This window comes from Streptomyces sp. NPDC057543 (genome assembly GCF_042801895.1).
Lineage (GTDB): Bacteria > Actinomycetota > Actinomycetes > Streptomycetales > Streptomycetaceae > Streptomyces.
This window is the reverse complement of sequence record NZ_JBHVFF010000267.1, coordinates 1-12110: the sequence shown is the minus strand read 5'-3', so window position 1 is coordinate 12110 and position 12110 is coordinate 1. Positions and strand designations below refer to the sequence as shown.

Annotated in this window: 13 protein-coding genes; 10 read left to right on the top strand and 3 right to left on the bottom strand. The window is 67.8% G+C overall.

Annotated elements, in window-relative coordinates; all coding sequences use genetic code 11:
* The first annotated feature begins 126 nt into the window (after positions 1-126).
* The gene (locus tag ACFU8Q_RS32580) at positions 127-627 is read left to right on the top strand and encodes a hypothetical protein (protein WP_384461008.1); all 501 of its coding nucleotides are present in this window, start codon (positions 127-129) and stop codon (positions 625-627) included.
* Between the two features lie 60 nt (positions 628-687).
* Here ACFU8Q_RS32580 and ACFU8Q_RS32575 read toward each other — a convergent pair whose 3' ends face one another.
* Entirely contained in the window at positions 688-1092 is a 405-nt protein-coding gene (locus tag ACFU8Q_RS32575) for a hypothetical protein (RefSeq protein WP_384461005.1), read from the bottom strand.
* Positions 1089-1943 carry an IS5 family transposase gene (locus tag ACFU8Q_RS32570; RefSeq protein WP_384461002.1) on the bottom strand — a complete coding sequence of 285 codons (855 nt, stop codon included), beginning with the start codon at positions 1941-1943 and terminating at the stop codon, positions 1089-1091. The genes ACFU8Q_RS32575 and ACFU8Q_RS32570 overlap by 4 nt, the downstream gene beginning before the upstream one ends.
* A gap of 436 nt (positions 1944-2379) precedes the next feature.
* Here ACFU8Q_RS32570 and ACFU8Q_RS32565 point away from each other — a divergent pair, with 436 nt between their 5' ends.
* From ACFU8Q_RS32565 to ACFU8Q_RS32525, 9 genes are all read left to right on the top strand, one after another.
* Entirely contained in the window at positions 2380-3030 is a 651-nt protein-coding gene (locus tag ACFU8Q_RS32565) for a hypothetical protein (RefSeq protein WP_384460999.1), read from the top strand.
* A 722-nt stretch (positions 3031-3752) separates the two neighbouring features.
* The gene (locus ACFU8Q_RS32560; RefSeq protein ID WP_384460996.1) at positions 3753-4688 is read left to right on the top strand and encodes a hypothetical protein; all 936 of its coding nucleotides are present in this window, start codon (positions 3753-3755) and stop codon (positions 4686-4688) included.
* Positions 4685-5125: a hypothetical protein gene (locus ACFU8Q_RS32555; RefSeq protein WP_384460993.1), complete on the top strand. Its 441-nt coding sequence runs from the start codon at positions 4685-4687 to the stop codon at positions 5123-5125. The genes ACFU8Q_RS32560 and ACFU8Q_RS32555 overlap by 4 nt, the downstream gene beginning before the upstream one ends.
* On the top strand, positions 5125-5556 hold the full coding sequence (locus tag ACFU8Q_RS32550; protein WP_384460990.1) for a 6-pyruvoyl tetrahydropterin synthase family protein: 432 nt from the start codon (positions 5125-5127) through the stop codon (positions 5554-5556). The genes ACFU8Q_RS32555 and ACFU8Q_RS32550 overlap by 1 nt, the downstream gene beginning before the upstream one ends.
* Positions 5553-6275: a 7-carboxy-7-deazaguanine synthase QueE gene (locus ACFU8Q_RS32545; protein ID WP_384460988.1), complete on the top strand. Its 723-nt coding sequence runs from the start codon at positions 5553-5555 to the stop codon at positions 6273-6275. The genes ACFU8Q_RS32550 and ACFU8Q_RS32545 overlap by 4 nt, the downstream gene beginning before the upstream one ends.
* 2 nt (positions 6276-6277) lie before the next feature.
* Positions 6278-6886: a GTP cyclohydrolase I gene (gene folE / locus ACFU8Q_RS32540; protein WP_384460985.1), complete on the top strand. Its 609-nt coding sequence runs from the start codon at positions 6278-6280 to the stop codon at positions 6884-6886.
* A gap of 49 nt (positions 6887-6935) precedes the next feature.
* Positions 6936-7361 (top strand): hypothetical protein, encoded by a 426-nt coding sequence (locus tag ACFU8Q_RS32535; protein WP_384460982.1) that lies wholly within the window; start codon positions 6936-6938, stop codon positions 7359-7361.
* Positions 7348-8985 (top strand): hypothetical protein, encoded by a 1638-nt coding sequence (locus ACFU8Q_RS32530; protein ID WP_384460979.1) that lies wholly within the window; start codon positions 7348-7350, stop codon positions 8983-8985. The genes ACFU8Q_RS32535 and ACFU8Q_RS32530 overlap by 14 nt, the downstream gene beginning before the upstream one ends.
* A gap of 399 nt (positions 8986-9384) precedes the next feature.
* The gene (locus tag ACFU8Q_RS32525; RefSeq protein WP_384460976.1) at positions 9385-10311 is read left to right on the top strand and encodes a hypothetical protein; all 927 of its coding nucleotides are present in this window, start codon (positions 9385-9387) and stop codon (positions 10309-10311) included.
* A 293-nt stretch (positions 10312-10604) separates the two neighbouring features.
* Here ACFU8Q_RS32525 and ACFU8Q_RS32520 read toward each other — a convergent pair whose 3' ends face one another.
* On the bottom strand, positions 10605-11822 hold the full coding sequence (locus ACFU8Q_RS32520) for a PIN domain-containing protein (RefSeq protein ID WP_384460973.1): 1218 nt from the start codon (positions 11820-11822) through the stop codon (positions 10605-10607).
* Positions 11823-12110 lie beyond the last annotated feature (288 nt).

Here is a 12110-nt window from a genome sequence, read left to right as displayed (position 1 = left end):
CGAGATACGCGCCGACCTCCATCTCGGTCTGCTCCAACTCGCCTGCAGCATCATCTGCTTGAGACGACTCCGAACCGCATTCTGAAACGATCAGTAAGCAAGACCAGGAATGGGAGACAAGTGCGCATGGGTCCAACCAGCATCGCCGCCCTCTTGGCCTTGACCAGCATCCCGGTCAGTGTGCTGGTCGCACGATGGCAGGCCCGCACCGCACTTGCTCAAGTCGAGGCAACCAGCAGATCGGCGATCGCACAGGCCGAGGCCACCTACAGAGCAGCCGTTGACGCTGTTGAGGCGAAGGCCAACGCAGACCGCGAACAGTGGCTGCGCATCCAAGGGGTTGAGGCGTGCGCCAGATTGCTCTCTGCCGTGGACGCGTTGCGCAGTCAAGCCATGCCCTCCTTCCTGCGGGACCGGGGCGAGATACACGGTGCCTACTACATGGTGGAGGCAATCTGCTCGACGGAGGTCGCTTCTCGGGCACAGGTATTGGACGAACGTTGCACCGACTACATCCGCGGCTTCCACGAGGCTCCAGCTGAGCGGGAGGACTTGTGGGACCGAGTGCGTGGCGCGCGACAAGAGTTCACAAGGGAACTGCGCGCCTACCTCGGTGGCGACGCGTAATGGCAACTGCCACCACGGAAGTCCACGTCAGCCCAGCCGTCGTCTTCTCCTCAGTGGACGTTAAGTCCGTTTCTGGTAGCGGCCTCGTCCGGGTTGGGTGAGGAAGCCTTGGCGGAGGAGGCGTGCGAGGCGGCTTCGGGTGATGTTGACGGATGCCTCGTCGGTGGGCAGGTCGAGGAGTTCGTGCAGTTCACGGGCCCGGAACACCTGGCTGGCGTGCTGGTTGAAGGCGTTCACGATGGCCTGGTAGGCGGTGCTCGTCTCGGTCTGAGGCGGGTCGGGTTCGGTTGCTGCCGGGGCGGCTTCCGCGATGACTTTCCGGGCTATGTCCAGCTCCGTGAGTCGGGCCTCGGTCTCGGCCAGGGCGGCGGTGAGGTGGTCGATCTGCCCCTGGAGTTCCCCGGCACGGGCGGTGGCCGCCTCGTGCTGGGACCGGAGGTCGGCGAGGAGTTCGGTGACGTTCACGCGGCCAGCCCGAGACCGTCGCGCCAGGCGGGGCTCGGTGTGGTCAGGCGGCGGGTCATGTTCGCGGTGGAGGCCCAGTAGACGCGTGAGGTAGAGGTGTCGGGCCGGTGGTCGTACTCGCGGGCCAGGCGCCGGTGCAGCAACAGGGTTCCGTTGACCTGTTCCACGATCCACCGCTTGGGCTGCGGGACGAAGCCCTTGCCCTGGTCGGCGGGGTTGCGGCGGACGATCTCGACGTCGATGTCATTCAGCACGCCGTGGATGACGACCTCGTCCTTGAAGCCCTGGTCCACCAAGGCTTTCTCCAGCCGGTTCCCGCACTTCTCGGCGGCCTGGTCGAGCAGGGCGATGCCGGCGGCGTTGTCGTGGGCGGAGGCCGGCAGGACAACCACGCCGATGACCAGTCCCAGGACGTCCACGGCCAGCCCGCGCTTGACGCCCGACACCTTCTTGTTGACGTCCAGCCCCGTCGTGGTCTTCGGGACACCGGCAGCCGCACGCACGGACTGGGTGTCGGTGATCACGAGGGACGGGTCCTCTAATCGGCGGGCCTTCTCCCGCACCTGGCAGCGCAGGAGTTCCTGGATCCGCTGGTCCAGGAACTCCTCGCGCCACAGGCTGAAGTAGTAGAACACCGCCGACCAGGACGGCAGGTCATGGGGAAGGTAGCGCCACTGACAGCCTGTCCGGTTCTGGTAGAAGATCGCGTTCACGACCTCCCGCAGGTCACAGGATCCCCGGTCACCGGTCGCCGACCGTGCCACTCGGTCCTGCTTCCAGCCCGTGATCATTGGCTCCAGCAAGGCCCACTGCTCGTCCGATAAGTCGCTCGGATACGGCTCTCTGTCCATGCCCCGAATCCCAGCATGTCCATGCCCAACGCCAGCCCCGTACTGCAATCAGTCACACGATCGAGCGATCACGAACCGAGGAAGATCGGACTTAACGTCCACTCAGTGATGCCGCGACAGTTCGCTGGACACGAAGCTCAGATGGCCGACTCGGCGAATGCAGTTAGTTTGGCGAAGGGATGCTATGTGGCCTGTGCGACCTTGGCCTCGGTTCCGCGACGAGCCGCGCGGCCGTCACCATGGCCTACCTGATCGCCTCGACCATGGTCTGACCCACCCGCAAAGGCCCGCCCGGACATACGGTGCGGGCTCTTCCGCTTGTGTTCCGACTTTCCGTCAACTCCCTTTCTAATCACTGCGGGATCCGCTCCAGGGAGGCCGGCCCGCGCCTCCGCTTATCCTCTTGCGCTGCCATCACGCGACGAGGGGACCAGACATGGCCCAGGCCATCTACCTGCGGACCGCGCTCATCCCGCTGTCTGACCTGACGCCGTTCCCCGGCAACGCCAAGCGAGGCGACGTCGCCACGATCGTGGAGAGCCTGCGCCGCAACGGGCAGTACCGCTCCCTCGTGGCCCGGGAGCTGCCCGGCGCTCCGCTCGTCGTCCTCGCCGGGAACCACACTGCCCAGGCCCTGAACAAGCACGGCCCCGGCGACTGCGGCCGAGACCGCTGCGGGGTGTGCGGGAATGATCCGGCCTGGATCCCGGCCGCGCGCTGCGAGGTCGTCGCCTGCGACGAGGACACCGCGCGCAGGGTGAATTTGATCGACAACCGGGCCGCAGACCTGGGTTCCTACGATGCTGACGCCCTGGCCGAGTTGCTGTCCTTCCTGGACGGGGACTACGGCGGCACCGGCTACCAGGAGGCCGACGTCGAGCGGCTGCTGGCCCCGCCCCGTCGCTGGAGGAGCTGGCCGACACCTACCGCGCCCCGGAGGACAAGGGCATGTGGCCCGTCCTGCGGTTCACCGTCCCCCCGGAGGACCGAGACCTGTTCTACGACCTCAGCGCCGGGTGCTCGAACCCCGGCGACGACACCACCCGCTTTCGGTACCTCCTCGACCGGGTCACGCCCGCGTCCTTGAGTCCCGTCGACCACCAGCAAGGGAGCCCCCGCGCATGACCGACCAGGCCACCTATGTCCGTACCGCCAGCATCCCCCTGGACGAGCTCACCCCGTTCCCCGGTAACGCGAAGCGCGGCAACGTCGACACCATCCTGGAGAGCCTGCGCCGCAACGGCCAGTACCGCTCGCTGGTCGTCCGGGACATCCCCGACGGGCCGCTGATCGTGCTCGCCGGCAACCACACCATGCAGGCCCTCGCCGCCCACGGCCCCGGCGACTGCCGCAAGACCGTCAAGACCAGCAGCGGCACCCGGCCGTGCGGCATCTGCCAGAACGATCCCTCCTGGGAGCCCGGCGCCCGCTGCGAGATCGTCCAGTGCGACGAGGACACCGCCCGCCGGGTGAACATCGTCGATAACCGGGCCGCGGATCTCGGCGGCTACGACTACGAGGCACTGTCCGAACTCCTCGGCGCCCTGGACGACCTGGAGGGCACCGGTTACACCCCGAGGGACGTCGAGGACATCACCGCGCTGCTTACCGCCCCGCCGGACGAGATCCAGGAGCTGGCCGACCACCACGGCGAGCCGAACGAAGACATCTTCCGCCCCAAGATCAGCATGACTGTGGACGCGGCGACGTTCGACCGGTGGCGGATCGCCCTGGACGCCACCCCGGGCAGAACGATGAGGCCAAGCTGTCCGGCCTGCTGGACGAAATCGAGCGCACCCGGGCCACGGCATGAGCGCCCACCTCGGCGGCCTGGACCAGGACTTCAAGGCCCTGTGCTCATACGCGTTCTGGCGACCGAAAGACATGCGCGACTTCGTAGGGAAGCTGGCCACCCCGGCAAACATGATCTTCGGGGACTCCGGTGCCCACACCGCCCGCACCATGGGCCTCCACCTGACCCTGGAGGACTATGCGGCCTGGTGCCAGAAGTGGGACCAGCAACTGACCCTGTACGCCAACCTGGACGTCATCGGCGGCCCAGAGGCCACGTGGCGCAACCAGAAAGAACTGGAGCACGTCCACGGCCTGGAGCCGATCCCCGTGTTCCACACCGGCGACCCCTGGGAGTACCTGGAGCGCTACCTGGACGAGGGCTACACATACATCGCCCTCGGCAAGCTCCTCGGCAACCCGGTAAAGGAAGTCCTGCCCTGGATCGCGAAGGCATTCCGCATCGCCGGGGATCGCGCCGTGTTCCACGGGTTCGGCATGACCGTGTGGCGGGCCCTGCGGGAGTTCCCGTTCTACAGCGTGGACTCCTCCACCTGGACGTCCGGCTACCGATTCGGTGTCGTCAAGCTGTTCGACACCAGTAACGGCACCTGGACCGACATCAAGATGCGCGACCGCGCTGCGCTGCTCCGGCACCGGGAGCTGGTGCGCGCACACCACATCAGCCCGATGTCCCTCGCGTCCAGGGCCACCTACGTGCGTACGGACGCCACCGTCCTGGCCGCCGTCGCGTGGCGCCGCGCCGAGGAGTACATCCGCGCCCGCCACGGGCCCATCACCATCCCGCCCGGCCCGCACAACCCCGTCACCCGGGGCGGGCCCCGCAACGCGACCCCAGGCCTCCACCTGTACCTCGCGGAAGCCACCACCACGAATCTCTACCGAGCCGCGGCCGGCATCCAGGCCGCCCGACAGGAAGCCACCACCCCATGACTACGACCCACCAGCCCGACCAGCCCGAGCAGTTGATCCGCACCGTCGAGGTCGGACCCATCGGCATCTTCTTCACCAACGTCAACCGGCCCATGGGACTGCGCGCCCACTCCCACACCGGGTCCGTCACCGTCGTCTACGACACGATCGGCCGCCACGGCTACCCCTCCTTCGCCGACACGAACGACGCCCTGGAACGCCATATCCACGAGCTGACCCGCCCCGTGTTCAAGGACGCCACCAACGAGGACATCGCGGACCGCCTATGGGCCCACCTGGACGGCTACATCGCCCCGGAGTGGGAGCCCTGGGGCGGGGACTACCGCCTCCGCGCGATCCACCTGGACGTCGTCGGCGTCCACGACGCAATCGGCCACGACAACGGAACGACCCGCTACACCGTCGCCCGCCCGTACAACCAGCAGGGAGCCCACTGATGCCCCACGCCGTCACGGTCCGCCATAACTTCGAAACGGGGCACCGGCTGCCCCACCTGCCCGGGAAGTGCCAGAGCCTCCACGGCCACTCCTGGTGGATGGAGGCCACCGTTGAGGCACCGGACCTCTCCCACGCCGGCACGGTCGTGGAGTTCGGCCCGTTCAAGAAGCAGCTGCGCCGCTGGATCGACGAGCACCTCGATCACGGACTCATGCTCGGCCCCGATGACCCGCTGCTCCCCGTCCTCCTCCAGTACGGCATGAAAGTCCACCAGGTCCCGGGCTGGCCCACCGTCGAGAACGTCGCCCACCTCATTGCCCAGGTCGCCGGCGACGCCCTCACCGACCTCGTCCGCGCACCCGGCGCCCGGGTCACCCAGGTCCGGGTGTCCGAGACCCACGTGAACGCCGCCACCTGGACCGCCGCATGACCGCCCCGGCCACGGCAGTCCCATGGCTCCTCGTCTCCGAGTGCTTCGGCCCCACCATCCAGGGAGAGGGCCCGTCCACCGGCCGCCGGGCCACGTTCCTGCGCCTCGGCGCGTGCAACCTGTCGTGCACCTGGTGCGACACCCCGTACACCTGGGACGCCTCCCGGTTCGACCTCCGCAAGGAACTGACCCGCCGCCCCGTCCCGGAACTGGTGGACCGCCTCCTCGACGGCGCCCCCGGCACCGTCGTCATCACCGGCGGGGAACCCCTCCTCCACCAGCGCCGCCCCGGCTGGACCGCACTCCTGGACGCCCTCACCGCCGCCGGGGTGGAGATCGAGATCGAGACAAACGGCACCCTCGCCCCCTCCCCGTACACGGCCGAGCACGTCACCCACTTCAACGTCAGCCCCAAGCTCGACCACGCCGGAGACCCAGAAGACAAGCGGATCCGACCCGACGCCCTGGCCGCCCTCGTGGCCACCCACCGGGCGGCGTTCAAGTTCGTGTGCCGCACCCTGGCCGACGTCGACCAGGTCGCCACCCACGCCTCCACACTCGGGCTCCCAGCCCACACCGTGTGGGTCATGCCCGAAGGCACCGCCACCGCCGAGCTGGACGACCGGCTCCGCGCCATCGCCGACCCCGCCATCCGCGCGGGCTTCAACCTCACAACCCGACTCCACGTGTACGCGTGGGGCGACGAAAGGGCCCGCTGATCATGACGACCACCATCACCCCCGTGAGCGACGCCCCCGCCGCCCGGAGGAAGACAGTCCAGGCCTACCGGCAGGGCCTGCGCTCCTGGCTCATCGGCCGCGGCCTCGACCCTGACAGCCCCGCCCTGACCGACACCCCGGACCGCGTGCTCCGCGCCCTCGAGGAGATGACCGCCGGCTACGACGAAGACCCGGCCGAACACCTCGCCCGCGTCTTCCCCGTCGACCACGACGGCGGCCCCATCATGGTCACAGGCGTCCCCTTCACCTCCCTGTGCGAGCACCACATGCTCCCCTTCACCGGACACGCGGACATCGCCTACCAGCCCTGCCCCGGGGAACCCGTCGCCGGCCTGTCCAAGCTCCCGCGCGTCCTGGACGTCTACGCCCGATGCCTCCAGACACAGGAACAGCTAACCCGCCAGGTCACCGCCGCCCTCGACACCCACCTCCAGCCCGTGGGCTCCGCGTGTGTCATCCGCTCCGAACACGGCTGCCTGGCCCACCGAGGCGTCCGTAAGCCCGGCTCCGTCATGGTCACCGCCTCCTACACTGGGACCTTCCGCGACGACCCGGAGGCACGCGCCGAGCTCCACCGCCTGATGACCTGACCAGGCCGAACATGCGAACCAATAGCGACATGCGAACGGAGGTCACCAGGTGAGCGCCAGTAAAGCCAAGCGCGCCCAAGTGGCAGAGCGCCGGAAGAACGCCATCCAGATGGTGCTGGCCGGCCTGGACTACGAGACGATCGCGGACCGTCTCGGCTACGCGTCCAGGGGAGCGGCCCACACCGACGTGGACCGGGCCCTGACCGCGAACATCACCGACCTCAAGAAGGAGGCCAGCACGCTGCGGGAGGTCCAGGCCCGCCGGTACCACCGACTCCTGACCGCCGTGTGGCCCAAGGCATTGAAGGGCGACCTCAAGGCCGTGGAGACGGCCTCGCGCCTGACGGACCGGGTCGTCAAGCTGTACGGCCTCGCCGAGCCGGACAAACTCGACCTGGACGTCACCTGGCAGATCACCGCCGAGGACCTGATGGAGATCATCCGCAACGCCCCGGACGACGATGCTGACGCGTGACGCCGAGGCCGCCTACCGGGGGCTGTCCCGCGCGGACCGCCTCCGGCTGGCACGAGCGGCCCCGGCCGAGCTGCGCCCTCACCTCGCAGCCATGGAGCGGCGCATCCAGGTGCAGGAGCGGTACATGTACCAGCCTGCTGCCTGGGCGCGGGAGGTCATCGACTGGGGCGAGGGGAGCGGAGTCACCCCGTATCAGGGCGACATCATGGATGCCCTCGCGTCTCGTCGCCGTGTCGCGGCGCGGGGTCCCCATGGGTTGGGTAAGACCGGAACGGCGTCCTGGGTGGTGCTGTGGTTCGCCACCACCCGGGACGCCGCGGGCATCGACTGGAAGGTCCTCACCACCGCATCGGCGTGGAGGCACCTATCCGTCTACCTGTGGCCGGAGATCCACAAATGGGCCCGGCGCATACGGTGGGACGTCCTGGGCCGTGAGCCGTTCTCTGACCTGTCGGAGCTGCTGACGCAGAACCTCAAGCTGGTGCACGGCGCAGCGTCCCCGGTGGCCTCCAACAAGCCGGAGCTGATCGAGGGCGCGCACGCGGACAGCCTGCTGTACCTGATCGACGAGGCCAAGATCGTCCCGGACGCCACGTGGGACGCCATCGAGGGCGCGTTCTCCGGCGGCCGCATGGACGGCCTGCCGGAGGCCTTCGCCCTCGCCATCAGCACCCCCGGCCCGACAACGGGGCGGTTCTACGACATCCACTGCCGCGCCCCAGGACTGGAGGACTGGTTCACCCGGCACGTCACCCTCCAGGAGGCGATCGACGCCGGCCGAATCAGCGAGGACTGGGCCCGGCAGCGCGCCCGCCAATGGGGCAAGGACTCCGCCCTGTACGCGAACCGCGTGCTCGGGGAGTTCCGGGCGGCCGACGAGGACAGCGTGATCCCGCTCGCCTGGGTCGAGGCGGCCGTGGAACGGTGGCTCGCCTGGGACCAGGCTGGTCGCCCCCCAGTGGACGGGCGCCGGATCCTCGGCGTGGACGTCGCCCGGTCCGGCGCGGACTCCACAGTCCTGGCACACCGTCACGGCCCCCTGATCGCCGAACTGGAGACCCACGACCAGGGGGACACCATGCAGACCACCGCCCGCGTCCAGGCCTCCGTCGCCGGCGACACTGCCGGTCTGGTGCCCGTGGTCGACAGCATCGGCGTCGGCGGCGGGGTCGTGGACCGGCTCCGCGAGCTCGGCGTCCCGGTCTTGCCCTACACCGGGGCCGCCAAGACCAAGGCGCGCACCAGGGACGGGGAGTGGGGCTTCGTCAACGTCCGCAGCGCCGCGTACTGGAGGCTGCGGGAACTCCTCGACCCCGCGTTCGGCGCGGAGCTGATGTTCCCGCCGGACGACCTACTACTGTCCGACCTCACCACCCCCACATGGGACGTGACCACCGGGGTGCCGCCCCGCATCCAGGTCGAGCGGAAAGAGGACGTCGTGTCCCGCCTCGGCCGCTCCCCGGACCGGGGCGACTCCGTCGCGATGTCCTACTGGGCGGAGTCGTTGGCCTCCTCGACTATCCGCTCGCCGACCAACGCCACGGGGCGCAGCAGCGGGGCAGCGTCCCGCTACGGGCGCAGCATCAGCGGGAGCGGAGGAAGAGGCAGCGCGGGGCGACGATGACCCCGGCCGGCGGAAGGTGAGCGGCTACGGGCTGTCGGTACCAGGATGCCCCCGCGCAGCCGTTGGCCAGGGCCGGGCTCATCGACGACACCGAACGCCGGGGCGGGTCTCGGGGTTTGTATCTGGGCATCGACATGTTTTCCTTCTGACCCCTGCGGTACACCAGACCAATGCCGGTGGCCACGGAGACTTCTACCGCGGCGCAGATCAAGCCATTCTCACGCGCATCTTGAAGCTCTGGCCTGGCCTTATCACATCGAGTGGCCATTTCCAATCCCTGTCATTCAAAGGATCTTTGATGGTGCGCTAATTTCTCAAGGTCAATTGGTAAAGGGGTTCCCGGTCGCATCAATCCGCTGCCGCTGAAGCTCCTCAGGTCACCAAGCGCTTGGGGGAACGATGGAAGATTCGAACGTAGGCGAGCAGGCTACGGGGATCCTCGCCAGGCTCATCCGCTCCAGCACGCTGCCGAGCGCGGCCGGTCGTGAACTGCGGCGCCTCGTCACCGAGCGGCTGCGAGCCAGTGACTTCGGCGCCCAGGCGCTCACCAGGCTTGAGGAGCGGCCGGAGGACGCGAACCGTGCGGCAACGGTTGGGGGCGTGCTCAACGAAGAGGCCGAGAGGGACTCCGGCTTCGCGCAGGCGCTGAGAACGGCCATTCAGCAGGCGAACGTGAACGAGGGGCCGGTCTCAGGGAACATCAGCGGGCAGCAGTACACCTCAGTTTCGGGAGCGGGGGCGATGGGTGTCAGCACCGGATCGGTCCGCGGCGACCAGAAGATCACGGGACCCCGGAGCAAGTCCGTGGCTATCGGCATTGCGGCCGTGGCCGTGGTCACCGTGACTATCGGAGGCGCGGTCTACTACCAGTTCGGAGGGGAGAGCGGCGGTTCTGAACCGGGGTCGTCAAGCGACGGCAGCAACCTCTCCTCGAAGAGTGTGGCCTCCATCGGTGCGGAGCGCGGGGAGGCTGGAGTGCGGGAGGTGTGGGATGCAATGGGCGACGGGCTGAAGCGGCACGATTACAAGCGGATGTGCGCCCTCTACACACCAGAAGCACGGACAACGCTGGAACGTGAAAACGGTGACTGCGAGGCTTACATGGCGACTGCCCAGCAGAGCATGGACACGAACTATCTCTCAGCCGACGGACAGAGGATCCTGGTGAGGAAGGTCGAGGTCAAGGGTAGGAAAGCGGCACTTACCGTCGCTCCCTCGAACAAGCTGGACGAGCCTGATGTCTTTTTCATGGAACGGTTTGGGGACCGCTGGCGCATCACGGCGAACGACCTCCGCGAAGACTTCCCGGCGGCTGATGCCACGTAGGGCGCTCGTGGCAGTTGTCCGGCGCCGCTGTGTCCTGGCTGTGGCCGGGCGCGCACACCACCGGCTGGTGAGCCGGGGTGACTATCCGCGGACGACCTAAACCGGGAGGCCAGCGGTGCGGCAGTTTCGCCGGGCGATGCTGCGGAACTGCTCCCGCTGGTCGTCTCCGGCACCGTCCCACAGGAGGCGGTCAAAGCCACGGGGCGCAGCAGCGCGGCCGTGGCCCGGTACGGACGCTGCATCAGCGGCTCCCCGAAAGGGAGGTAGAGGCTGCCGGGCGCTCACCGCTGGGACTACTCCTCTTCGTCGAGCGTGTAGTAGCGCCTACTGTGCTCTTCTGGGATATCGACGACGTACGTCACCCCTTCACCATCGCCGTTGACCTCGTAGGTCCGATACGTCTGTCTCGTGTATCTCTCCCCGCGGTCATCAATGAGCGGCGATATCTCCAGTTCCCAGGGTGGGGCCGCTTGCAGGTGTTCGGCGGTGACTGGCTGCGGAGGGGCGGACCGTAGCAGGGACGGTTCACTGTCGCCCTGCGTTGTGCTGATGAGGATGCGGGTCTCCCAGTTGCAGGCAACTAGCTGTGGCGTGGACGCCCGGAAGTCGGCGGGGCCGACGAGCGTCCAGCCCGCCACTACGGAACACCAGACGTGATGCCCGATGCTGTGAGCCTTCACTTCCCCGATGCTGTTAAGCGAGGTCCGTGGTCTCCTGGACCAGCCTCGAACCACAGCTGGTTCGTCCTTGAGGAGGACTGTGGCCTCGAAGCGCCCCGAGGTGAGCGGCCGACGGAATCGAGTGGACTTCCACTGGCGGAAGGCCTCGTGTCCGATGAGGCGGGCTGTGGACGGAGACTCAAGGACGGCTCGGACCGCATCGTCGTCCGGAGCCGTCTTCTTCGCGAAGAGTTCGACCAGTTCGTTCACGTTGGTGAAGTGAACAAACCGCCCTTCATTGACCCCTTTGAGGTCGGTGCTCATCGGGTGCGGGTAGGGGGCTCCGCTGCCGAAGTCGTGGGTGTTGGCGCTGACGAAGTAGACCGTCTCGTCCGGGTGTTCCTCGGCGTAGCGAGTTGCGGTCAGCCATATCGCCGCGTCGCGCGCCCCGATCTTGTGGCCCTTATTGTCTCCGTCTGCGGCGACCAGCTTGCAGGGAGGCAGGAGGTTCATCTCCCGGACCATCGCCTCGTGAAGGATGCTCTCGTCGGCCGGCAGTGTCTCGCCGACCTGCTCGTACCGCCTGCGCCAGTGGTCCGCGTACCTACGTACGTCCACCTTCGGGAGCTTCTGCGGCAGGTTCCATGGGGTGTCTGCTGCGATCTTTGCCCACGCCTCCACGGCCCTCTCGTAGCGGGCCCGGTAAGGGTTCACGCGCTGGGCGACGAGCTCCTCCAGAGCGATCGATGGGATGCTCACCCTTTCCACACCAGCGGTCTGGATCGTCTTCAGGAGGTCCGTCGTGACGGTGTCCGGCCCCTTATGCAGGATGTTCGTGTCCAGGATGATCAAGGCGGGGCGCTCCGTCTCTCGGGTTCGATTCGTACGGGCATACCCTTTCAACTTCTGATCACAAGGGCAGGGGAAATCCGGTACCGGCGGCTATGACTCCTCAACGAGCAGGGCCGCCGGCACGAACACGACCCCGGCCGCGAAGAAGCCGGGGCCGGGGCCGTACGGGCGCAGCAGCCCGTCACCAGCGCTTAGTGCTCGCAGAGAATCAACGTGTTGCTTCCGGTGATCTGGCTCGTTGACGTGGTATGGGCATATCGCAAGTGGTTCAAGATCAACTGGCCGCCA